The 20,986-nt window shown below is 71.7% G+C and carries 20 protein-coding genes and 1 riboswitch; of the genes, 9 read left to right on the top strand and 11 right to left on the bottom strand.

Features of this window, described 5'->3' with window-relative positions; genetic code table 11:
- Positions 1 to 1,599, top strand: coding sequence for a response regulator (locus WG209_RS22705; RefSeq protein ID WP_337177385.1), 1,599 nt, complete (start codon positions 1 to 3; stop codon positions 1,597 to 1,599).
- Between the two features lie 11 nt (positions 1,600 to 1,610).
- Here WG209_RS22705 and WG209_RS22700 read toward each other — a convergent pair whose 3' ends face one another.
- Positions 1,611 to 2,426 carry a hypothetical protein gene (locus WG209_RS22700; RefSeq protein WP_337177384.1) on the bottom strand — a complete coding sequence of 272 codons (816 nt, stop codon included), beginning with the start codon at positions 2,424 to 2,426 and terminating at the stop codon, positions 1,611 to 1,613.
- A gap of 175 nt (positions 2,427 to 2,601) precedes the next feature.
- Here WG209_RS22700 and WG209_RS22695 point away from each other — a divergent pair, with 175 nt between their 5' ends.
- Positions 2,602 to 3,516 carry a rhomboid family intramembrane serine protease gene (locus WG209_RS22695; protein ID WP_337177403.1) on the top strand — a complete coding sequence of 305 codons (915 nt, stop codon included), beginning with the start codon at positions 2,602 to 2,604 and terminating at the stop codon, positions 3,514 to 3,516.
- 46 nt (positions 3,517 to 3,562) lie between these two features.
- Here the strand turns inward: WG209_RS22695 and WG209_RS22690 are convergent, their stop codons facing one another.
- Positions 3,563 to 3,781: a type II toxin-antitoxin system HicB family antitoxin gene (locus tag WG209_RS22690; RefSeq protein WP_337177383.1), complete on the bottom strand. Its 219-nt coding sequence runs from the start codon at positions 3,779 to 3,781 to the stop codon at positions 3,563 to 3,565.
- A 2-nt stretch (positions 3,782 to 3,783) separates the two neighbouring features.
- Positions 3,784 to 4,050, bottom strand: coding sequence for a type II toxin-antitoxin system HicA family toxin (locus WG209_RS22685; RefSeq protein WP_337177382.1), 267 nt, complete (start codon positions 4,048 to 4,050; stop codon positions 3,784 to 3,786).
- Between the two features lie 186 nt (positions 4,051 to 4,236).
- Here WG209_RS22685 and WG209_RS22680 point away from each other — a divergent pair, with 186 nt between their 5' ends.
- The 4 genes from WG209_RS22680 to WG209_RS22665 all read left to right on the top strand — a co-directional run bounded on the left by WG209_RS22680 (position 4,237) and on the right by WG209_RS22665 (position 8,537).
- Positions 4,237 to 5,181 carry a sugar phosphate isomerase/epimerase family protein gene (locus WG209_RS22680; protein ID WP_337177381.1) on the top strand — a complete coding sequence of 315 codons (945 nt, stop codon included), beginning with the start codon at positions 4,237 to 4,239 and terminating at the stop codon, positions 5,179 to 5,181.
- On the top strand, positions 5,178 to 6,203 hold the full coding sequence (locus tag WG209_RS22675) for a glycosyltransferase family 2 protein (RefSeq protein WP_337177380.1): 1,026 nt from the start codon (positions 5,178 to 5,180) through the stop codon (positions 6,201 to 6,203). Before WG209_RS22680 ends, WG209_RS22675 begins: the two co-directional genes overlap by 4 nt.
- Before the next feature lie 18 nt (positions 6,204 to 6,221).
- On the top strand, positions 6,222 to 6,623 hold the full coding sequence (locus WG209_RS22670; protein WP_337177379.1) for a DUF2784 domain-containing protein: 402 nt from the start codon (positions 6,222 to 6,224) through the stop codon (positions 6,621 to 6,623).
- Between the two features lie 897 nt (positions 6,624 to 7,520).
- Positions 7,521 to 8,537: a PEP-CTERM sorting domain-containing protein gene (locus WG209_RS22665; RefSeq protein ID WP_337177378.1), complete on the top strand. Its 1,017-nt coding sequence runs from the start codon at positions 7,521 to 7,523 to the stop codon at positions 8,535 to 8,537.
- Between the two features lie 67 nt (positions 8,538 to 8,604).
- Here the strand turns inward: WG209_RS22665 and WG209_RS22660 are convergent, their stop codons facing one another.
- Positions 8,605 to 9,237 carry a pseudouridine synthase gene (locus tag WG209_RS22660; protein ID WP_337177377.1) on the bottom strand — a complete coding sequence of 211 codons (633 nt, stop codon included), beginning with the start codon at positions 9,235 to 9,237 and terminating at the stop codon, positions 8,605 to 8,607.
- Positions 9,238 to 9,392: 155 nt separating this feature from the next.
- Between WG209_RS22660 and WG209_RS22655 the strand changes: the two genes are divergently transcribed.
- Complete coding sequence (locus WG209_RS22655; RefSeq protein ID WP_337177376.1) at positions 9,393 to 11,570, top strand: mechanosensitive ion channel domain-containing protein; 2,178 nt, start codon at positions 9,393 to 9,395, stop codon at positions 11,568 to 11,570.
- A 7-nt stretch (positions 11,571 to 11,577) separates the two neighbouring features.
- Here WG209_RS22655 and WG209_RS22650 read toward each other — a convergent pair whose 3' ends face one another.
- The 4 genes from WG209_RS22650 to WG209_RS22635 all read right to left on the bottom strand — a co-directional run bounded on the left by WG209_RS22650 (position 11,578) and on the right by WG209_RS22635 (position 16,093).
- Entirely contained in the window at positions 11,578 to 12,567 is a 990-nt protein-coding gene (locus tag WG209_RS22650) for a cobalamin-binding protein (protein WP_337177375.1), read from the bottom strand.
- The gene (locus tag WG209_RS22645) at positions 12,551 to 13,372 is read right to left on the bottom strand and encodes an ABC transporter ATP-binding protein (protein WP_337177374.1); all 822 of its coding nucleotides are present in this window, start codon (positions 13,370 to 13,372) and stop codon (positions 12,551 to 12,553) included. Before WG209_RS22645 ends, WG209_RS22650 begins: the two co-directional genes overlap by 17 nt.
- Positions 13,369 to 14,352 (bottom strand): iron ABC transporter permease, encoded by a 984-nt coding sequence (locus WG209_RS22640; RefSeq protein ID WP_337177373.1) that lies wholly within the window; start codon positions 14,350 to 14,352, stop codon positions 13,369 to 13,371. Before WG209_RS22640 ends, WG209_RS22645 begins: the two co-directional genes overlap by 4 nt.
- 138 nt (positions 14,353 to 14,490) lie before the next feature.
- Positions 14,491 to 14,652: riboswitch (cobalamin riboswitch) on the bottom strand.
- A 325-nt stretch (positions 14,653 to 14,977) separates the two neighbouring features.
- Entirely contained in the window at positions 14,978 to 16,093 is a 1,116-nt protein-coding gene (locus WG209_RS22635; protein WP_337177372.1) for a redoxin domain-containing protein, read from the bottom strand.
- A gap of 362 nt (positions 16,094 to 16,455) precedes the next feature.
- Here WG209_RS22635 and WG209_RS22630 point away from each other — a divergent pair, with 362 nt between their 5' ends.
- Positions 16,456 to 17,481 (top strand): DUF1559 domain-containing protein, encoded by a 1,026-nt coding sequence (locus tag WG209_RS22630; RefSeq protein ID WP_337177371.1) that lies wholly within the window; start codon positions 16,456 to 16,458, stop codon positions 17,479 to 17,481.
- A 29-nt stretch (positions 17,482 to 17,510) separates the two neighbouring features.
- Positions 17,511 to 17,774, top strand: a complete 264-nt coding sequence (locus WG209_RS22625; protein WP_337177370.1) for a hypothetical protein — start codon at positions 17,511 to 17,513, stop codon at positions 17,772 to 17,774.
- 33 nt (positions 17,775 to 17,807) lie between these two features.
- On the opposite strand, the gene WG209_RS22620 is transcribed toward WG209_RS22625, so the two are convergent.
- The 3 genes from WG209_RS22620 to sppA form a co-directional block, all read right to left on the bottom strand.
- Positions 17,808 to 18,290 (bottom strand): hypothetical protein, encoded by a 483-nt coding sequence (locus tag WG209_RS22620; RefSeq protein ID WP_337177369.1) that lies wholly within the window; start codon positions 18,288 to 18,290, stop codon positions 17,808 to 17,810.
- A 38-nt stretch (positions 18,291 to 18,328) separates the two neighbouring features.
- Positions 18,329 to 18,715 carry a CoA-binding protein gene (locus tag WG209_RS22615; RefSeq protein WP_337177368.1) on the bottom strand — a complete coding sequence of 129 codons (387 nt, stop codon included), beginning with the start codon at positions 18,713 to 18,715 and terminating at the stop codon, positions 18,329 to 18,331.
- Positions 18,716 to 18,804: 89 nt separating this feature from the next.
- A complete protein-coding gene (gene sppA, locus WG209_RS22610; protein WP_337177367.1) occupies positions 18,805 to 20,661 on the bottom strand; it encodes a signal peptide peptidase SppA in 1,857 nt (618 codons plus the stop codon).
- Between the last annotated feature and the right edge of the window lie 325 nt (positions 20,662 to 20,986).

Genomic DNA, 20,986 nt, shown 5'->3' with positions numbered 1-20,986 from the left:
ATGGTTGCGCGAGAGCGCCTGGTGCTGATCGTCGACGACAGCGTTGAGGATCGCGCCGCGATCCGCCGCTTCCTGCGGAAGGACACGACGGCGTCCTACCGGTTCCTGGAGGAGGAGACGGGCGCGGAGGCCCTGGCCATCGCGCGGTCCGCCGCCCTGGACTGCCTCCTGCTGGACTACGCGCTTCCGGACATGGACGGCCTGGAGTTCCTCCGCGACCTCTGCTCGCAGGGCGACCCGCCGTTCCCGATCGTGATGACGACCGGGCAGGGGGACGAGTCCGTCGCCGTGCGCGCCCTGAAGCAGGGGGCCCAGGACTACCTCGTCAAGGGGCGGTTCGACCACGAGTCGCTGAGGCGCACCGTCGACTCGGCCGTCGCCGTCGTGGCCGACCGCCGCGCCGCGGAGCGCCAGCGGATCCGTCGGCTGGAGCGCCTGGAGCGCGAGGCCCGCGCCCGCGCCGACGAGCTGGCGGAGATGGACGGCCGCAAGAACGAGTTCCTGGCGATGCTGGCGCACGAGCTGCGCAACCCGCTCGCCCCGATCCGGACCGCGCTTCACCTGATGGCGATGCCGGGCCTGGACGGCGCGACGATCGACCGCGCCCGGACGGTGGCCCAGCGCCAGGTGACGCAGCTCGCCCGCCTGGTCGACGACCTGCTGGAGGTCTCCCGGATCACCAGCGGGAAGATCCGGATCGACCCGGAGGACGCCGACCTCGCGGCCGTCGTGGCGCGGGCCGTGGAGGCCGTCCGCCCGGCGATGGAGGAGCGCCGGCACGAGCTGTCGGTGTCCCCCCCCCCGACGCCGACGCCGATCCTGGCCGACCCCGCGAGGCTGGAGCAGGCCCTCGTCAACCTGCTCAACAACGCCGCCAAGTACACCCAGGACGGCGGCCGGATCTCCCTGCGGGTCGACCGCGAGGGGGGCTGGGCGGCGATCCGGGTGCGCGACACGGGCGTCGGGATCTCGGCCGACATGCTGACGCGGATCTTCGACATGTTCACCCAGGTCGACCGCTCGCTCGACCGCTCCCAGGGGGGGCTGGGGATCGGCCTGACCCTCGTGCGCACGCTGGTCGAGCTGCACGGCGGGACGGTGGAGGCCGCCAGCGACGGGCCCGGGACGGGGAGCGAGTTCACCGTCCGCCTCCCCCTGGCCGCGGCCCCCACGGAGTCCGCGTCGTCCGCGCCGGCCCCCCCGGACTCCGCGGAGGAGGCGCGACCGCTGCGGGTCCTGCTCGTCGAGGACCACCCCGACGGCGCGGAGGTCCTCGTGTCGCTCATCCGGCTCTGGGGGCACCTGGTCGTGGCGGCCGCCGACGGAGCCGAGGCGCTCGACGTGCTCGACGAGGCCCGGCCCGACGTGATCCTGATGGACCTCGGCCTGCCGGGCATGGACGGCTACGCGCTCGCCCGCCGGGTGCGCGAGCGCGCCCAGGACCCGAAGCCGCTGCTCGTCGCCGTGACCGGCTACGGCCACGAGGAGGCGCGGCGCATGTCCCGAGAGGCCGGCTTCGACCTCCACCTGGTCAAGCCGGTCGACCCGCTGGAGCTTCGCGGGGTGCTGGCTCGGGCCGGCGGCCCCGCGGGGGCGTGACGGCCCGCGCGCTAGCGACCCTGCTCGTCCCACGCCTTACGGTCGCGGCGGTACCAGGCCCAGAGGAGCTGCATCGTGGCGTGCTCCAGGAGGGCCTGGGGGCTGGGGAAGTCGTGCTCGCCGGGCTCGCGGCCGTCCATCAGCGACCGTGTGGAGTCGGCCACGTAGGCGCGGGTCGAGCGGCCGAGGAGGTCGGACAGGAAGAGGGGGAAGTTCTCGGCGGCCGCGTCGCGCAGGCGTTCGCCCAGGTAGGCGTAGTTCATCTGGTTCTCGACGAACCGGAAGGCGACGCGGGGCTCCTCGCGGACGACGATCGCCTCGGCGACGGGCTCGCGGCCCGGGCGGGCCGACCGGACGTTGAGCGGCCGGGGCTTGCGCAGGGCCAGCGCCCGCACGCCCGCCACCACGGGGGAGGGCCACTGCGGGCTCGGCCCGGGGCCCGCCTCCTCGGCGACGATGCGCCCGGCGCAGATCAGCTCGACCTTGTCCCAGGGGACCCAGTGGGTCGGCTCGCCGCGCAGGCCCTCGATGCGGAGCCCCTCCTCCGTGCAGGCGACCCGGTGGATATTCCGGGGGGGGCTGAGGTCGGGGATCTGGTCGACCAGGCGGGCCTCGGCCGCGACGCCGTGCTCGTACAGGCCGTCGAGGATCGTCGTGACGGTCGCCTTGTCGAGCGGCCAGGGCCACAGGCCGGGCGTGCGCGCCAGCCACTGCACGGCGTCGGTGGGGTGGGCCCCGGTGGCCTGGCGGATCAGGTCGCGAAGCTCCCGAGGATCCTCGACGGCGTCGAAGATCACCAGGCGATATTGCGGCGAGGCCTTGGGCATGGTCGGTCTCCGCGGCGGCGATGGGCCCGGGCGGGCCGCCCCCGATCCTAACGCGCGGCCGGCCCGTCGCCAATCGCGAGGGCTGGACCCGCCGCCCCCGGCGCGGGATCATGAACCCCTTTCCAGGCGCGGGCCAATCGACCGGGCGGCATGGCGGAGGATCCGGACCTTGAGGATGATCGGCGAGCTTCCGAAGGGGATCGACCCTCGGACGCTGGAGGACCACCTGCTGGGCCGGGGGATGAAGACCCGGATCGACCCCCGCCCCGACGGCGGCTCCGTCGTCTGGATCATCGACGAGGACCACGTCGACAGCGCCCGCCAGGAGCTTCGGGAGTACCTCGCCGCGCCCGACGACCCGCGGTTCCGCGCCGCCGCCCCGAAGGCGAGCGAGATCCGCAAGGCCGAGGCCCGCCGCGACCGCGAGTTCCGCAAGAACTACCGCGAGGCCGGCGACCTCTGGGGCGGCCCGACGTTCCGCCAGCGGCCGGTGACGATGGTCACGGTGGGCCTGGCGATCGTCGTCTACATCCTCCAGCAGTCGGGGTACGGCCGCGAGGCGATCGCCTGGCTCGCGTTCTTCGACTGGCGGAACGGCCCCCCCGACTTCCGGCCCCACCTGGGCCTGACCGACATCCTGGGAGGCGAAATCTGGCGGCTCGTCACCCCGACGCTGCTGCACTTCTCGGCGCTTCACATCCTCTTCAATTGCTGGTGGACGACGGTCCTGGGGACGGCGATCGAGCGGCATCGCGGCTCGCTGAAGATGCTCGTGATGATCGTCGGGGCGGCCGCGCTGTCGAACCTGATCGAGTACCAGTACATGGAGCGGCTGCACGCCGAGCCCCTCCGCCCCACGCGGTTCTACACCTTCGGCGGCCTCTCGGGGGTCAACTACGCCCTGTTCGGCTACGTCTGGATGATGGGCGAGCTATACCCGGAGGAGGGCCTGCGGATGGACTCGCGGAACACGGTCATCCTGCTGGGCTGGATGGTCCTGTGCTTCACGGGGATGGTCGGCCCGATCGCCAACGCCGCCCACCTGGGGGGGCTGGCCGTGGGGATGTTCCTGGGGTGGCGGAGGTACTGAGGCCCCGTCGGCGTGGCCGGGCGCGAGGCCGCGACGGGGGCGAGGCTCAGGCGAACATCAGCCGGCCGCGCGGCTCGGGGATCGGGCGGCCGAGTTCCCTGGCCGTCTCGATCCATTCCCGGACGACGACCTCGACGTTCGCCAGCGCCTCCGCGTAGGTCGCCCCGTCCGCGGCGCAACCCGCCAGCTCGGGGACCTCGGCGACGAACGCCTCGTCGTCGCGGCTCCAGTACAGGATGATCTCGTAGCGAAGCTCTGGGCTCATGGCTACCTCGATTCGTCACGATCCCGCAGCAGTCCGCGGGCGTCGATCATGGCTCGGACTTGCTTGACCTGATAAGGCTTCGCCGCCGAGCCTCGGGGCTGAAGGTTCAGGATTTCCGGGATGTCGCTTCGCGTGAAGATGTGATGGCTGCCACGAACCCGCTCGTCGAACCCAAGATGCAGCAGCACTGCCCTCAGTTCGTCGAACCGGATGCTAGCATCCGACGTCCCTCGGAGGATGCGGTCCAGCGTCCTCGATACGCCGCCCATGGGCCTTCCGCCTTGTCAGCTCGAATCACCTCGTTTTCTCCAAGGATCTTACCACCAGCACGCGCGGAATCCGACCCCGTCCGCGGCCGCGCCCTTCCGCCGCCCGGTGGATGCTTCCGCCCCGCCGGCGCGGTAGGCTGGACGGGTCGATCCGCGATCCGCCGGTCTCATTCGGGGCGTTCGATCATGCAACTGGGATTCGTGTCGGCCATCCTGCCGGAGCTGTCGTTCGAGGAGGTGCTGAGCTTCGCCGCGAGGGCGGGGTTCGCCAGCGTGGAGATGATGGCCTGGCCGCCGGGCAAGGCGGAGAGGCGCTACGCCGGGGTCTCGCACCTGGACCCGACCGACCTGTCGCCCGGGGCGATCCGGGCGACGCTCGACCTCTGCAAGAAGTACGGCGTCTCCATCTCCAGCGTCGGCTACTATCCCAACGCGCTGTCGCCGGACCTCGCGGAGGCGAAGGCGGGCCAGGAGCACATCGTCCGCTGCATCGACCTGGCCGCGACGCTCGGCGTCGGGCGGATGACCACGTTCGTCGGCCGCGACTACACCAAGACGATCGACGACAACTGGCCCCGGTTCCTCGAGACCTGGCGGCCGATCATCGACCACGCCGACAAGAAGGGCGTGAAGGTCGGCATCGAGAACTGCCCGATGTCGTTCGGCAAGGACGAGTGGCCGGGGGGGAAGAACCTGGCGGTCTCGCCGGCCGTCTGGCGCAGGATGTTCGCGGACATCCCCAGCCCCAACTTCGGGCTCAACTACGACCCGTCGCACCTGGTTCTCCAGCACATGGACTACTGCGCGCCCCTGGCCGAGTTCAAGGACCGCATCCACCACGCCCACGCCAAGGACGTGCGGATCGACCGGGCCAAGCTGGACCAGCTCGGCGTCTTCGCCTACCCGAACTCCTGGCACTCGCCCAAGCTGCCGGGGCAGGGGGACGTGAATTGGGGGGCGTTCCTGGGCGCGCTGGCCGACGCCGGCTACAAGGGCGACCTGGCGATCGAGGTCGAGGACCGCGCCCACGAGGGCTCGCTGGAGGCGCGGAAGGAGTCGCTCGTCATCGGCCGCCGCTTCCTGGAGCAGTTCGTCATCGGCAAGCACGAGGGCGTCGAGTCCGGCTCATGACGACCCCCCAGGCACCGGAAGCGGGCGAACGGATGGACCTCTCGGTCCTGGTCCCCGTCTTCAACGAGGTCGACAACGTCACGCCGCTGTTCGAGGAGCTGGACGCCGTGCTCCGGCCCTCGGGCCGGCGGTACGAGCTGATCTTCGTCGACGACGGCTCCACCGACGGCACCGCCGCCAGGCTCGAGGCGATCCAGGCGCGCGACCCGGAGCACGTCCGGGTCGCGTTCCTCTGGCGCAACTGCGGCCAGACCGCCGCGATCTCCGCGGCGCTCGACCTGGCGCGCGGCGACGTCCTGGTCCCCATGGACGGCGACCGCCAGAACGACCCGGCCGACATCCCCAAGCTGCTGGCGACGCTCGACGAGGGCTTCGACGTCGTCTCGGGCTGGCGGAAGGACCGCCAGGACGCGCTCTTCAGCCGCAAGATCCCGTCGCGGATCGCGAACAAGATCGTGGCGAGGCTCTCCGGCATCCCGCTGCACGACTACGGCTGCACGCTGAAGGCGTACCGGCGACGGGTGCTGGCGGGGGTCCGGCTGTACGGCGAGATGCACCGCTTCATCCCGATCTTCGCCGCGTGGCAGGGGGCGAGGGTGACGGAGCGGGTGGTCAACCATCGAGCCCGCACCGCCGGCCAGACCAAGTACGGCCTGGCCCGGACGTTCAACGTCGTGCTCGACCTGATCCTGATCCGATTCCTCCAGAAGTACTCCCAGCGGCCGATCCACTTCTACGGCCGGTTCGGCCTGTGGTCGTTCGCCGGGGGCATCCTCTGCGTCGCGGCGATGGTCTACTTCAAGTACGTCTTCCCCTGGCCGGCCCTGCTGTGGTCGGCCGACCTTCCCAACAAGACGTTCGTGGAGACCCCGCTCCCCTCGCTGGCCGTGATGCTGTTCCTGGCGGGCTGCCTGAGCATCTTGCTGGGGATTCAATCGGAACTGGTCATGCGGACGTATTACGAATCGCAGGACAAGACGACTTACCTGCTGCGGGAGGTCAAGCAGGGCCCCCCCGCCTGACCCCCGGAGTCCCCCGCCATGAGCCCGGCCGTGCTCGCGAACGTCGTGGCGCTGATCCATTTCGCCTGGGTCGCGTTCCTCGTGCTGGGCCTGGCGGCGATCCTGCTGGGGATCGCCTTCCGCTGGGAGTGGGTGAGGAACCGATGGTTCCGGCTGGTCCACCTGACGATGATCGCGATCGTCGTGGGCGAGTCGCTCGCGGGGGTCGCCTGCCCGCTGACGGTCTGGGAGCACCGGCTCCGGATGCAGGCCGGCCAGACGACGCTGGAGGGGGACTTCATCGCGTCGTGGGTCCACCGCCTGATGTTCTTCCAGGCCGAGCCCTGGGTCTTCACCATCATCTACGTCGCCTTCGGCCTCGCCGTCCTCGCCGTCTGGATCGTCGCCCCTCCCCGGTGGAGGAAGGCCAGGGCGGAATAGGACCGGGACGCCGCGCGAAAGCTGGCTTCGTTCGTCATCGCGTCGTCCACGCGATCGGTGTTTATCCCGTGTATTCACGGTAACTTGCGCCGGAATCCATTTGGCTCCGTTCGTCGAATTCGAATGCATCGCGTCGGCCTTGCGTCCCGACGCCGACGGCCGGCGCGAGTCATGTCGGCGCGACCGATCGCGGGGGGCTCCGATCCGCGCGGCCGGCGCGGATCCCCCCCGACTCTCCGGCCCGCCGGGTGGGTCGGGCCGTTCACCGCCGCCGAATTGTCAAGGAACGATCGAGCCTCTCACCTTGCACGCTCCGCGGCCGCGGCGACAGGATTTCACGAATCCGGAAATTCATGTCGGGTGGCTCGGACCTTCCTCCCACCATCGCCCCCCTTTCCGGGAGGGACCATGCGCCACGCGGTCGGGACGAGCGGCTTCTCGGCCGAGGCCCGGACGCGCGCCTCGGCGGACCCCGCGCATGGAGCGGCGCGATCCTCGGCCCGAGATTCCCGACGCCCTCCACCAAGGCGCGCCCCGCCTCGCACGCCCGCGACTTAAATTCTTTTAATCGTCAAAAATGTTAATTTGACAGTTGCATACATCGGGCCTCGACGATACCGTGAAGCGAGCGCCCGCCCGGCGGGGCGTCATCAATTCGAACAGGGACGCCAGGGCTCGGGCCGCGGCGATCCCGGCCCGCGGCGCGTTCAGGGTCGCCTCGGAGATCGTCTCGGGATGCCGGGCCGCCGAGCCTCGGCACGGGGCGTCACGCCGCGTCGCGGCATGCATGGAACAGGAAGGGGGACGGGCCGCCGGGCTCGGGATCGGCGTCCGCGCCGAATGCTCCCGCGTCGCGCGAATCGGGGTCGCTGGTTCCTTTCGATGGAGGGGAGAACCATGAAGTTCCCATCGACCGTGTGGCAGATCGCCCGGGCCTCGAACGGTACCCGCCGCGCCGCCGTATGGATCCTCGCCGTGGCCGCCTCCGTCTCGGCGTCGGCCCTCGCGCCGGCCTCGGCCGACGAACTCCTCGAATACTCGGACGTGTTGATCGAGGCGACGGCCCGGTATAACGACGATCCGAGGGTCGACTCCAGGATGAACCCGCCGGGCGATCCGGGGCTCGCCTCCTCGCTGCGGCAGCCGACCTGGTCCCGCTACCCCACGAGTCAGAGCACCCTGCCCGGCGGGTTCATCTCGGCGCAAATGACGACCACGACCTTCGCGGGGGTTGGGGTCAGCGGGTTTCAGCCGCTGCCCGCCTTCGGCGACGCCATCGCCTACTTCGAACAGACCATCACCAACATCGGCCCCGAGTCGAGGCTCCTGAGGCTCGATTACACGATCCCCGAGATCGAGGCCAGCATCCTGCACTTCGGCGCGTTCGGTCCTCTGGGCTCGTCGGTGTCCGCCGTGTACACCACCGACCTCTTCGCCGCCGACGGGACGCTCCTGGAGGAACGGACCATCTTCGATTACTCGGTCGGGGTTAGGTACGAGAGCCCCTCCGGCACCCGGCCCAGATACTTCATCGACCGCTCGCCCGATCTGCTCAACGAACGAGGCGAGGGGAGCGAGTTGGGGGATTTCCGCGCGATCGGAGAGATCCAGGGCCTGAGGTATAGCCCGTTCAGCGGGTCAAGCTCTCTGGGGAGGCTCGCGCCCGGCCAGAGCCTGACGGTCGGCTACACATTGACGGCGTCGGTCCGGAACTTGCGCGACGGCGAGGTCGGGTTCCAGGCCCTCCTCGGCGACCCCTTCGGGGTCGGCGGCACGGGCGGCTTCCAGGTCGTCCCCGCCCAGGCGGCCATACCCGAGCCGTCGGCTCTGTGCCTCCTGGCCACCGGCCTGATCGCCGCGTGCGCGGCGAGTCGCGGCGGCCGGCGCGCCCTTCGCCGCTTCCCGCCCGGGTGACTCCCGTTCGGGCTCGTCGTGGGAGGTGGGCGAGACGCCCGGCCCGTCGAGATCCCGGCTCGTCGGCTCAGCGGGTCCGTCGTCGGGCGCGGGGGTCGTTCCTCGGACGCCGGGCGGGGGGGCGGAGGGCGGAGAGGCTTCGGAGGGCGGATTGCTCGGGGTCGGAGAGGTCGGCCCAATGGCCGGGGGACAGGCCGTCCAGGGTGATGGCGCCGACGGCCCAGCGGACGAGGCGCAGGGTGGGGTGGCCGACGGCGGCGGTCATGCGGCGGACCTGGCGGTTGCGGCCCTCGCGGATCACCAGGCGGATCCAGGCCGTGGGGACGTTCTTGCGGAAGCGGATCGGGACGGGGCGCTCGGGGATGTCCGGGGGCTCGGCCAGGAGTTCGACGTCGGCGGGCTTGGTCGGGCCGTCGCCGAGCGTCACGCCGCGGCGGAGGGCGTCGAGCGCGTCGTCGTCGGGGATCCGCTCGACCTGCGCGAGGTAGGTCTTGGGGTGGTCGAAGCGGGGGTCGGTCAGGCGATGGGCCAGGGGGCCGTCGTCGGTGAGGATGAGGAGGCCCTCGCTGTCGCGATCGAGGCGGCCGGCGGCGTAGACGCCCGGGATCGGGACGAGGTCGGCCAGCGTCGCCCGTCCTCCCGGGTCGGTGAACTGGCAGAGCACGTCGTAGGGCTTGTACAGCTTGAGCGTGCGGGGCATCGGCGCGACCTCGGGCGGCGGACGGGCGCGGCGCCGCGCTTGCGGCTCTTGGCGGCCCGACGCGCCCCACTGTATCCTCGACCGAGGACGATCGGCCATCCGTTCCGCGCGACGAGCCCGGACGCCGGCGCGTCGCCAGCCATTCGAGGTCGCCCTTGCCACCGTCGCCCGCCCGACTCGACTCGCACTCGCCCCCGCGCCGGGGCGCCGCCGCCCGCCTGCTCGTCGCCGCCCTGTGGGCGACGGCCCTGGCGTTCGCGGCGACCGGCTGCGAGTACTTCACCTCCGAGCGCCTCGCCCGGCTCAAGCCCGGCGACGCCCTCGGCCCGGCCGTCTCGCCGAGCCCCGCCGTTCAGGACGAGGAGGAGCCCTCCAGCCTGAGCGCCGCCGAGGTGGTCGCCCTGCTGGAGCGGACCATCCGGGGCAACGAGCGCGAGCTGGACAACCTGGCCGGGCGCATCGGCTCGCGGGAGGAGATGGAGGAGGCTCGCGACGTCTTCCAGCACCTCGACGACCTCAGGCGGAGCCTCGACCGCGAGCGCAAGAAGGCGATGGATGCCGGCGACCCCGGGCGCGCCGCCGAGATCGAGCGCCAGGCCGCGACCCTGGAGAGGCCCTGGACGCTGGCCCGCGAGCGGCTGGACCTCGACCTGCGCTCGCGGACCCTGGTCCTGGAACGCATCGAGATCCTGCGCGAGGTCATGGAGGACGACCGCCGCCGGCTGACGGCCATCCTGACGACCGGCGACGTGCTCCGCTCGCTGGACGAGAAGGCCCCAGAGCCGGCCGCGCCCGACCCGACTCCCGCCGAGCCCGCCGGCGCGCCGGCCGAGGCGAAGAAGCCCGACGAGGCGCCCCCGGCCGTCCAGATCCCCATCGTCCCCGGCCAGCCGCTGGTGCCGAAGGCGGCGGAGCCGGCGTCGGACGCCGCGAAAAAGGCCGACGCCCCCAAGGCCGAGGAGCCCGCCAAGGCCGAGGGGGAGACGCCCAAGGACGCCGCCCCGGCCGACGCCCAGGCCGACGCCGAGAAGGCCAAGCCGGCCCTCCCTCCCAGCAAGGAGCTGGTCTCCGCCAAGCGGGATCTCGCCGCCCGGAGCACGACCGTCGAGAAGCTTCAGCGTCGGACGATGACGCTCGACGCCCGGATGCAGAGCCTGGCAAGGTCGCTGGACCTGGTGCGCGAGCTGGTCGAGGTCTCGCGTCGGGCCGTCCGCAACGCGGACCAGACGCGCGAGTACCTGCTGGAGGAGCTGGCCAAGGACACGCCCTCGGCGGCCGTCCAGGCCTGGACCCACGACGGCGGCGACGTCCTGGGCTCGCTGGACCGCCGCGTCCGCGCCGCCGGCGAGAGCGAGAAGCGGCTCCGCGCGCGGTTCGAGGAGATGTCCGAGGAGCGGCAACTGGTCGTCGACGCCCTCCAGAAGATCAACGTCCGCGCCCAGTCCGAGCGGGAGGGCCTGGAGAAGACCCAGGAGACGGTGGAGGCGCTCCAGAGCCCCCTCTCGTCGCACAACATCCGGGCCTGGCTCTGGGCGAACGGGCCGCCGGTCGTCGGCACGCTGGTCGTGATGTCGCTGCTGTACCTCCTGGTCAGCCGGTACTCGCACAAGCTGGTGGAGCTGTTCGCCTCGCGGGGGATCCGGGGGTCGAAGGCCGAGCGGGACAACCGCATGGAGACGCTCGTCAGCGTGCTCCAGAACACCGGCAGCGTGCTGGTGCTCGCCGGGGGGATCTCGACGCTGCTGGGCCAGGTGGGGATCCCGGTCGGGCCGCTGCTCGGCGGTGCCGCGGTGGCGGGCGTCGCGGTGGCCTTCGGCGCCCAGAACCTCATCAAGGACTTCTTCTACGGCTTCATGATCCTGCTGGAGAACCAGTACAAGCTGAAGGACATCGTCAAGATCGGCGACCACAGCGGCCAGGTGGAGCAGATCACCCTGCGCATGACGGCGCTCCGCGACGGCGACGGCGGCCTGCACTTCCTCCCCAACGGCGCCACGACCTCGGTGATCAACCTGACCCACGGCTGGTCCAGCGCGTCGTTCAACGTCCGGATCGCCTGGGACGAGGACGTCGACCGGGTCATCGGGCTCATCACGGATCTGGGCAAGGAGATGCGCCAGGATCCCAAGTTCCGGCTGATGATCGTCGACGACCTGAACATGATGGGCGTCGACGCCCTGACCGACACGGCGGTCGTCATCCTGTTCTCGATCAAGACGCTGCCGCTGCAACAATGGGCCGTGAAGCGCGAGTTCCTCAAGCGGCTCAAGAAGAAGTTCCAGGAGAAGGAGGTCAAGCTCCCCCCGCCGCCCCCCGTCGCCCCGCCGGGGTGAGGCGGGCTCACGGCGAGGGGGCCAGGGCGCGTTCCATGGCTTCCAGGCCCTCGACGAGCCGGGGGCCGACGCGGGTGGCGAGGTCTTCGTCGAGGGTGAAGACGCGGCCGTCGCGGATCGCGGGGACGCTCCGCCAGCCGGGGCGATTCAGCAGGCGTTCCCGGTTGCGGTCCGGCGAGGCGTCGCCGCCGTTCATCAGGCCGAACGTCGCCAGGACGACCTCCGGGCGACGGAGGACGACCTCCTCGTCGCTGGGGGTCGGGTAGTTCTGGGAGACGTCGGCGAAGATGTTGTCTCCCCCCGCCGCCTCGATCATCCGGCCCAGGATCGTCGCCGGGCCGACGGTCATCAGCGGGGTGTCGTAGAGGAGATAGAGCACCTTCGGCCGAGGCCCCGTCCGCGCGGCGACGCGCGATCGGACGGCCTCGAGGCGCGCGTCGAAGGCCGACGCGGCCTCCTCGGCCTTCGCCTCGGCGCCGACCATCCGGCCGACGGCCCGGATGTTGGCCGGCACGTCCTCGGGCCGCTCGGCGTCCAGGGCGACGACGGCCAGCCCCAGGCGCTCCAGCGGCTCGATCGCCGGCCCCTGCACGCCGGCCGTCGCCAGCACGAGATCCGGCTTCAGGGAGACCAGGACCTCCAGGCTCATCGTCTGGGCCGACATCCCCCCGACCGACGTCCGCGACTTCGCCTCCGGCGGGTAGTCGTCGACGTTCGTCACCCCCACCACGGCGTCCCCCGCGCCGATCGCGAACAGGATCTCCGTGTTCGATGGCGCCAGCGAGACTACCCGCGTCGCGGGCTTCTCCAGCACCATCGACCGCCCGACCGAATCCGTCACGCGCCGGGGCCAGCCCTCGCCCTCGACGGTCGTGCCGCGCAACGGCCGCGCGGGCTCCGCGGGCGCGGTCGCCTCCGGCGCGCCGCAGCCCGCGACGAGGATGGAGGCGAGCCACAGGGGGCGGAGCAGGCGGTTCGCGTCACGCTGGGTCGTCATCGGCTCGGAGGCTCCGTCGGCGGGGAGGGGGGAGGACCATGGGGGCGCCGGATATGGGGTGGCGGTCGACGAGGACCGGGCATCGGTAGGCGCGGGCGAGGGTCTCGGGCGTGAGGACGGCCTCGGGCTCGCCGTGGGCCAGCAGCGAGCCCTCGGCCAGCAGCGCGACGCGGTCGGCCCAGGTCGACGCCTGGTTCAGGTCGTGCAGGCTCACGACGACGGCCAGGCCCTCGTCATGCGCCAGGCGGTCGACCAGGTCGAGGATCTCGATCTGATAGTTCCAGTCCAAGTGGGCGGTGGGCTCGTCCAGCAGCAGGACGCGCGGCTCCTGCGCGAGCGACCGGGCCAGGGTGACGCGCTGCCACTCGCCGGCGGACAGGGCGTCGACGGAGCGGCGACGCATCGGGGTCAGCCGGGCCAACTCCAGCGCTCGGTCGACGACGGCCTCGTCGTCGGCGGTCATGGGGAGCCACCAGCCGCGGTGCGCCGCGCGGCCGAGCCGGACGACCTCCTCGATGGTCAGCCGCGCGCCGCCGGGGTCGTCCTGGAGGGCGATGGCGATCCGGCGATGGGCCCAGGCGCGCCCGCGCTTCCAGACGTCCTCGCCTTCCAGCCGCACCGTCCCGGCGCGGGGTGTCAGCAGGCGGGCGAGCGTCCGCAGGAGGGTCGTCTTGCCCGAGCCGTTCGGGCCCAGGAGCGCCACGACAGTCCCGGCGGGGACGTCCAGGTCGATGCCGGTCAGGACGTCGGGCAGGCCGCGACCGTAGCCGCACGCGAGCCCCTCGGCGCGGAGGCGGGGGGTCATCGGACGGCCCTCCTCAGCACCACGAGGAAGAACGGCCCCCCCAGGATCGCCGTGAGGACGCCGACGGGAAGCTCCGTCGGCGCGGCGACGGTCCGCGCCAGGTCGTCGGCCAGGACCAGCAGGATCGCGCCGCAGAGGCCGGAGGCCGGGATCAGGTAGCGGTGCCTGGCGCCGACGAACGCCCTCGCGACGTGGGGGGCGATCAGGCCGACGAAGCCGATCACCCCCGCGACGGCCACCGCGGCGGCCGTCGCCAGGCTGGCCGCGGCGACGACCATGCCGCTCATGCGCCGCAGCGGCAGCCCCAGCGCCCTCGCCGGCTGCTCGCCCAGGCTGAGGGCGTCCAGCGGCCGGGCCAGGGCGCAGAGCGTCGCGAACCCCAGCGCGATGTAAGGCGTCCCGCCGATCACCGCCGACCAGCTCCGGCCGGCCAGGCTCCCCATCATCCAGAGGACGATGCGGGCCAATTCCTGGTCGTGCAGGACCATCAGCAGCCAGACGACCGCCCCCAGGCAGCTGCTGACGGCCGTCCCCGCGAGGAGGAGCGTGACGATCGGCGCGGGGCCCCACCAGGCGGCCGTCACGTAGACCAGCCCGGCCGCCCCCATCGCCCCGAGGAACGCCCCCAGCGACACCGCGCCGAAGCCCATCGCCCCGGCGTCCCCCGCCAAGATCATCACGAGCGTCGCGCCGAGGGCCGAGCCCGTCGAGGCGCCGATGACGTAGGGGTCGGCCAGCGGGTTGCGGAACAGCCCCTGGTAGGCCGCCCCCGCCGCCCCCAGCGCCAGGCCGACGAGCGCCGCCAGGATGATCCGGGGGAGGCGGAGGTCCCACACGATGTCGGCGTCGCTCCCCTCGCCGACGAGCGCCGCGGCGATGCGCGCCGGCGACAGCCGCGCCGAGCCGACGCCCAGGCTGAGCGAGCCGACGACCGCCAGGATCGCCAGGAGCAGCAGGATGCGCGCGGGGCGGCCGCTCACGGACGCGCCCTCACGGCCTCGCCGGGGGGGCGACGCGGACGGTGCCGACGGTGTGACATCGAGACGGACCTCTCCGCCGGGCCGGGCGGCGCTGAAGGGACTCGGCCGAGCGCGGCCGGATCGTCGATCGTCGTCCCGACGGGCAGGTCTTCTGGCTCTCGGCTCTCGCGGCCCGGACGGCCTTCCCGCCGCGAACGGCAGTGGCATGGCGTCCCGGGCCTCGCCGATCACAGCGGCGGCCCCGCGCCGGATTCTCACCGGCTTCCCTATTCTCCCGCGCGCCACGGCGCGGGCACCCGTCGGGCGGATGCCCGCCATTGTAGCGGCCCGCCGCCGGTTGTCCTACACCGATGGCCGGCGAGCGGAGCCGCGGCCTCGATTGAGACGATGCTGATGACAGCCTTCCCCCCTGGAGGGGGAAGGTGGCCCGGAGGGCCGGATGAGGGGGGGACGAGCGAGACGGCCTCCGGGATTCGGGGCGGCCTCCCAATGGCCTTCGGCCTGGGCCGGATGACTCGAAATCCGAAGCTGCTCGGGCAAGCTCCCCCTCATCTGACTCCTTCGGAGTCTGTCTTCCCCCTCCAGGGGGGAAGAGCGTTTCCAACGAGTCGGCCGCGCCCCCCGCTCAATACGTCCGGCCGATCTTCGCGACGATGGCGCGCCGGACTTCCAGCGGGTCGATGCCGCCGCTCTTGCGGTAGACGACCTCGCCGCCGGGGGCGAGGATCAGGGTGTAGGGGACGGGGCCGGGCCATTCGGAGTCGAGGGCCTCGGCGAAGGCGTCGCGGTCGTCGGAGTCGAGGATGTAGTTGGTCGCGGCGACGTGGTTCGCCTTCAGGACGTTCAGGGCGTCGGCCTTCTTGGCGACGTCGTCCAGGCTGATCGTGACCAGGCGGAAGGGCCGGCCGCGATACATCCGATTCATGGTCACGAACTCGGGCAGCTCCTGGACGCAGGGGCCGCACCACGTCGCCCAGACGTTGACGACGGTGTACTTGTCCCCCTCGTTCTTGGCGAGCTTCGCCACGCCCCCCAGGTCGATCGGCTCGATCGCGACGGGTTCGGCGTCCCACTTCTCCAGCGACCGCGCGGCCTCGTCGCGCTTGTCGGACCACTTGGTGGAGCAGCCGAAGACGCGGGTGGTCGGCGTCTCCACGGGCTTGCCGGCCAGGACCGCCTCCAGGGCGTTGATCGCGTCGTGAGACTTCGGCGTCTTGACCTCGCCGTCGTCGAACCGGCCCTGATACCGCAGCTTGCGGCCGGCGTCGAAGATGAAGACGTGCGGCGTGGCGAGCGCCCCGTAGGCCTTCGAGACCTCCTGGGTCTCGCCGTCGTAGAGATAGGGGAACGGGAACTTCTGGTCGCTCGCCCGGAGCTTCATCTCCTCGAACGAGTCGTTCAGGTCGCTGTAGCCCAGCTCGTCGAGCCGCACGGCCTCCGGGTCGTTGGGGGAGATCGCGACCACGGCGACGCCCTTCGACTTGTAGTCGTCGTGGAGCTTCGCGAACCGGGCCTCGTACGCCTGCGCGGTGGGGCAATGGTTGCAGGTGAAGACGACCACCAGGGCCCTGGCGTCGGCGTAGTCCTTCAGCGCGTGGTTCGAGCCGTCGACGCCGGGGAGGTCGAAGTCCGGGGCCGTCGCGCCGATGTCGAGCGGCTTGAGGCCGGGGGGGTCGGCCTGGGCGAGGGCGGGGCCGAAGGCGAGGAGGCCCAGGACGATCGCGAGTCGGGCGAGGTTCATGGCTATGGTCGCTCCCGGGGGCGTCGGTCGTCCCCGCCGGTCGGCGGGGGGCAAGCCCGTAGTCTGACCGACCCGACCCGCGCCGGCAAGCGCCGACGCCGACGCGCCGCCCCCGCGGAAAAACCGTCATTCCGTTCTGAAAGACCCAAAACGACAGTCTCAATGACCTTGACCAGACTGGGCCGTCGGCCTATAGTCGCGAGGGTCGGCTCCCCGCCGACCATCGCGGCCGCGGCGGACACGGCCGCGTCGCTCCCTCCCACCTCGGGTCGCCGCCGGCCGCCAGGCCCCGGGGGCCCCATTCGCTCGACGGCGACGAGGCGACCCCGCGTCGCCCTCTCGCGCCGCGCAAGGACGAGGCCATGACGCCTGCCAAGAGATCGGGATTCACGCTCATCGAACTGCTGGTGGTCATCGCGATCATCGCCGTGCTGATCGCGCTTTTGCTCCCCGCCGTGCAGGCCGCCCGCGAGGCGGCCCGCCGCTCCCAATGCGTGAACAACTTCAAGCAGATGGGGCTGGCGATGCACAACTACCACGACACCCTGGGGTCGTTCCCCATCGGCCGGACGGGCGAGGGCTACAATTACGCCCCGCAGCGACACCAGCGCCGGACCTGGGCGTTCAGCATCCTGCCGTACCTGGAGCAAGGGAACACCTATAACGCGGTGAACTTCAGCCTCCAGTTCTACGAGCCCGAGAACACGACGGTGATCCGCTCGCCGATCGCGGCGTTCCAGTGCCCCAGCGACACGCCGACGATCCAGGAGCCCGACACGGCCCACCCTCGGGCCAAGGGGAGCATCGTCGTCAACTGGGGGAGCACCCATTTCTTCCAGAACGAGCGCTCCGGCGGCCTGAACACGGGTCGCAACGGCGGCGCGGTGACCTACCCGGGCGACCCGAGCGGCGACCCGTTCACGGGGCCGGCGGGGACGGTCTCGTTCCAGGGGGCGCCGTTCAAGGGGAACTTCTCCACGAGCCTCCGCGACATCACCGACGGCGCGAGCAACACGATCCTCTGCGGCGAGGTCATCATGGGCCCCAACGCCGGCAACCCGAACTACGACCACCGGGGCGACATCTTCAACGACGACTACAACTGCGCGATGTTCATGGCCTACACCCCGCCCAACTCCAAGATCCCCGACGCCCTGGGGGGGACGGGCAACGGCGAGCCCTACTGCTCGTGGCGGATCAGGTCGACCCCGCCCTGCACGGGGGGGACGCCCGTCTTCAACGCGGCGCGCAGCCGGCACCCCGGCGGCGTGAACACGCTGATGGCCGACGGCAGCGTCAAGTTCGTGAAGGACTCGGTCGCCCCCGCCACCTGGCAGGCGCTCGGCTCCAGCGCCGGCGGCGAGGTCGTCGGCTCGGACAGCTATTGACGCGAAGTTCGCGCGAGGAGGTCCGAGCGATGAGCGTGTCGCGAATCGGGTGGGGCGTCGCGGCGCTGATGGCGGTCGCGGCGCCGGCCGGGGGCTGCGGGGGTGACGACGGCCCCGCGTGGACGCCGCCCCCCCCGTCGTCGGCCGGGGGGCGCGAGGACACCGGCCCGCCGTCGGCCATCAAGGCATCCGCCACGCCGGGCCGCCGGCTGGAGATGCCGGGCCCTCGATCGGCCGTCGGCGACTCCCTCAAGGGGTCCGAGACGCCGAGGAAGGGCCGGGGCTCGCGCTGACGCGGGCCGGTGGATCCACGCGGCGTCGCGCCCTCAGGGGTGCGGCCGGGGGAATGGCATCGGCACCGGGAAGCCGTAGGGCGTGGGGTTCTGGTTGAACATCATCGGGATCGCCGGCAGGTAGGGGCCGGTCTCGCGGATCGGCCGGAGCCGGACCGTCCGCGGGGCCTTGCCCACGACGTCCCCCGTCGACGCGCCGAGGGTCAGCCCCTCGGCCGCCGCCGCCGCGAGCAATTCGCGATGGATCACCGCGCCCACCTTGCGTCGCTCGGTCGGGCCGGGCTCGCGCGCCAGGTCCACGTCCTGGACGACGACCTTGTAGTTCGGGCGCCGCGCGCGCATCGCCTCCAGCCAGGCGTCGACGGCCGGGGTGTACTCCCCCTTGCGCACGTCGTAGCCGCGATACTGGAACGTGGCGATCGGGTTGGCGCGGTCGTACCAGGTGACGACCTTGAAGTCGACTCGGGGTTCCTGGGCCGCGACCAGCGCGGCGACGATCAGGAGCGGGGGGATCATGGGCCGGTCCTCCGCCCCCATTGTAACCCGCCGTCTGGTCAAGAAAAGCGCGCGGGGTTCTCGCCGACGGCGATGATGCTGCACGCCTGGATCGGCTCCACGCCCAGCTCCTCGGCGCGGGCGAGGAGGGCGGGGGACTCGGCGCCCGGGTTGATCCAGACCTCGTCGACCCGCTTGTCGCGGAGCTGGTCCAGGATCCCGACCCCGACGGCGGGGGGGACGTACAACGAGACGCGGTCCAGGTGATCGCCGGGGATGGCGGCCAGGTCGGGATAGCAGGGGAGCCCCTCCACCTCCGACAGCGAAGGGTTGACGGGCAACACCTCCCACCCCTGGGCGACGAACGCCCGGACCGCCTTGTTGCCGTACTTCGACCGATCCTGACTGGCTCCGACGATGGCGATCCGGGGGCGAGAGGCGGACATGATGGGCTCCTTGCGGCGCGTGGGAAACGACCGGGCCGCGCATCGCGCGCCCCGGTGGAATCCTACGGCGTCCGTCGAGCCCCCGCGCGTCAGCGGCCGATGCCCAGCTCGGGCATCATGGCGATGACCCCCTCGCGGCGGATCAGCTCCAGGCGGCCGAGGGCCGAGCGGACGGCGTCGGCCCGCGCGGGGTCGAGCGTCCGCAGGAAGGGGGCGGCGGCCTCCAGCAGCATCGAGCCGCCGGCCGCGTGGACGAGGCCCTTGCGACCGTCCTCGCCGGACGACTGGTCCAGCAGCTCCTCGATGACCGACTTCGGCTTGGGGACCGCGCGGACGTCGTAGTCGGTCAGCTTGGCGGCCTCGGCGGCGAAGGCGACGGCGTCGTGGAAGCCGCCGAGCCGGTCGACCAGGCCGAGGTCGAGCGCCTGCTTGCCGGTGTAGACGCGACCGCCGGCGATCTCGTCGATCGGCTTCTTGAGCCGGTCGCCGCGGATCGCGACGACGTGGCCCTTGAACTCGCCGTAGATCTCGTCCATGTACTCCTGCATCTTGACCCGCTCGGCCGGCGTGAAGACGTTGTTGGAGGCGAGCATCCCGGCGTTCCGGCCGCGGCGATACGACTTGAAAGAGACGCCGACCTTGTCGAAGAGGGCGTCGGTCGCCAGCTTGCCGCTGACCACGCCGATCGAGCCGGTGATGGTCGCCTCGTCGGCGAAGACGGTGTCGGCGCCGCAGGCGACGTAATAGCCGCCGCTGCCGGCCACGTCCCCCATGGAGACGACCAGGGGCTTCCTGGCCTTCACCCGCTTCGTGGCGTCGAGGATGATCTCGCTCGCCAGGGCCGACCCGCCGGGGGAGTCGACGCGGAGCACGACGGCCTTCACCGAGTCGTCGTTCGCGGCGTCGTCCAGGGCGCGCCTGATCTTCACGCCGACGGCCGACTCGTCCTGGAACGCGGCCAGGCCCGCCTGGGCGTCGAGCACGATGGGGCCGTCGACGTACACCACGCCGACCGCCGGCTTGCCCTTGTCCACCTTCGACGCGGCCATGACCTCGCCGAGGAACTTGAACAGGCCGAACGGGTTGGAGGCGTCGAGCTTCGGCTCCTCCTTCTTGCCGTACTTGCGGTCGAGCACGACGTCGTCGCCGTAGGTCTTCTTGAGGTGGGCCTCCAGCTCCTGGCGATGCTCCACCGCGTCGAGGATGCCCAGCTCCCTGGCCTTCTCGGCGGTGTGCGGGCCGGCGTCGATCCACCCCTTCACCCGGTCGGCGTCCACCTTCCGGCCGGCGGCGACCCGCGCGACCATCGTTTCGTAGAGGCCGTCCAGCAGCCAGTTCTGCATGGCGTCGGCCTGCTCGCTGGGGCCGTCGCGCATGAACATCTCGGCGGCGCTCTTGTAGTCGCCGCAGGTGAGGAAGTCGGGCCGGACGCCGACCTTCTCCAGCAGCGACCGGATGTACGGGGCCTCGCCGTACAGGCCGGTGATCCAGAGGTCCGCCGTGGGGACGGCGCTAACGCGCGTCGCGGCGCTGAGCAGGACGTATTGCCCCAGGCCGCCGATCGAATCGGCGTGGCCGTACACGTCCTTGCCGGCCGCCTTCAGCCTCTCGAACGCGGCGCGGATCTCGGCGGTCTGGGCCTGGCCGGGGCGGGCACCTTCCAGGATCACGACGACGGCCTTCACCGCCGGGTCCTTCGCGGCCTTGTCGAGCCGCTCGATCAGCGACCAGAGCGGGGTGGACGACTCGCCGCCCAGGTTCAGGACGTCGTCCCTCGGGGTCTCCTGGATCGACCCGGAGAGCCGGAAGACCGCCACGCGGGCCTTGGGCGCCTCGGGCTTGGCCTCGCCCTCGGGCTTCTCCTGCGCCCGCGCCGCGGGGGCGAACAACGCCGCCGCCAGGGCGGCGGCCAGGGCGAATCGGCGTCCGCTGCTGATGTGCTTCATGGGGGCTCCTTGTGAGGTTGCCGTATCGACGCGGATCCTCGCGTCGGCTCGATCCAAATGGTCTTCCCCCCTGGTGGGGGAAGACATACCGCGGTGCGGTCGGATGAGGGGGGGCTTGCCCGCGGAGCATCGGAGTTCGGGGAACGGCCCGGGCCGGCGGCCGGGGAGGGTCCCTTTGCATTTCGACGCTTGTGCCGCTCGTCCCCCCCTCATCCGGCCCTTCGGGCCACCTTCCCCCACCAGGGGGGAAGGACGTTGGGATGGATCCTCCGGATCCGCGATGGTCGGTCGGGTATTCGTCGCGGTCGGTCGAATCTTCGACCGG

It is taken from the genome of Paludisphaera sp. (assembly GCF_037189885.1).
GTDB lineage: Bacteria > Planctomycetota > Planctomycetia > Isosphaerales > Isosphaeraceae > Paludisphaera.
This window is presented reverse-complemented; position numbering and strand designations above follow the sequence as displayed.

Excerpts from the sequence above, each read along its gene's own strand:
- WG209_RS22705 (WP_337177385.1), top strand. The coding sequence starts at position 1 with ATGGTTGCGCGAGAGCGCCTGGTGCTGATCGTCGACGACAGCGTTGAG.
- WG209_RS22700 (WP_337177384.1), bottom strand. The coding sequence starts at position 2,426 with ATGCCCAAGGCCTCGCCGCAATATCGCCTGGTGATCTTCGACGCCGTC.
- WG209_RS22695 (WP_337177403.1), top strand. The coding sequence starts at position 2,602 with ATGATCGGCGAGCTTCCGAAGGGGATCGACCCTCGGACGCTGGAGGAC.
- WG209_RS22690 (WP_337177383.1), bottom strand. The coding sequence starts at position 3,781 with ATGAGCCCAGAGCTTCGCTACGAGATCATCCTGTACTGGAGCCGCGAC.
- WG209_RS22685 (WP_337177382.1), bottom strand. The coding sequence starts at position 4,050 with ATGGGCGGCGTATCGAGGACGCTGGACCGCATCCTCCGAGGGACGTCG.
- WG209_RS22680 (WP_337177381.1), top strand. The coding sequence starts at position 4,237 with ATGCAACTGGGATTCGTGTCGGCCATCCTGCCGGAGCTGTCGTTCGAG.
- WG209_RS22675 (WP_337177380.1), top strand. The coding sequence starts at position 5,178 with ATGACGACCCCCCAGGCACCGGAAGCGGGCGAACGGATGGACCTCTCG.
- WG209_RS22670 (WP_337177379.1), top strand. The coding sequence starts at position 6,222 with ATGAGCCCGGCCGTGCTCGCGAACGTCGTGGCGCTGATCCATTTCGCC.
- WG209_RS22665 (WP_337177378.1), top strand. The coding sequence starts at position 7,521 with ATGAAGTTCCCATCGACCGTGTGGCAGATCGCCCGGGCCTCGAACGGT.
- WG209_RS22660 (WP_337177377.1), bottom strand. The coding sequence starts at position 9,237 with ATGCCCCGCACGCTCAAGCTGTACAAGCCCTACGACGTGCTCTGCCAG.
- WG209_RS22650 (WP_337177375.1), bottom strand. The coding sequence starts at position 12,567 with ATGACGACCCAGCGTGACGCGAACCGCCTGCTCCGCCCCCTGTGGCTC.
- WG209_RS22645 (WP_337177374.1), bottom strand. The coding sequence starts at position 13,372 with ATGACCCCCCGCCTCCGCGCCGAGGGGCTCGCGTGCGGCTACGGTCGC.
- WG209_RS22635 (WP_337177372.1), bottom strand. The coding sequence starts at position 16,093 with ATGAACCTCGCCCGACTCGCGATCGTCCTGGGCCTCCTCGCCTTCGGC.
- WG209_RS22630 (WP_337177371.1), top strand. The coding sequence starts at position 16,456 with ATGACGCCTGCCAAGAGATCGGGATTCACGCTCATCGAACTGCTGGTG.
- WG209_RS22625 (WP_337177370.1), top strand. The coding sequence starts at position 17,511 with ATGAGCGTGTCGCGAATCGGGTGGGGCGTCGCGGCGCTGATGGCGGTC.
- WG209_RS22620 (WP_337177369.1), bottom strand. The coding sequence starts at position 18,290 with ATGATCCCCCCGCTCCTGATCGTCGCCGCGCTGGTCGCGGCCCAGGAA.
- WG209_RS22615 (WP_337177368.1), bottom strand. The coding sequence starts at position 18,715 with ATGTCCGCCTCTCGCCCCCGGATCGCCATCGTCGGAGCCAGTCAGGAT.
- sppA (WP_337177367.1), bottom strand. The coding sequence starts at position 20,661 with ATGAAGCACATCAGCAGCGGACGCCGATTCGCCCTGGCCGCCGCCCTG.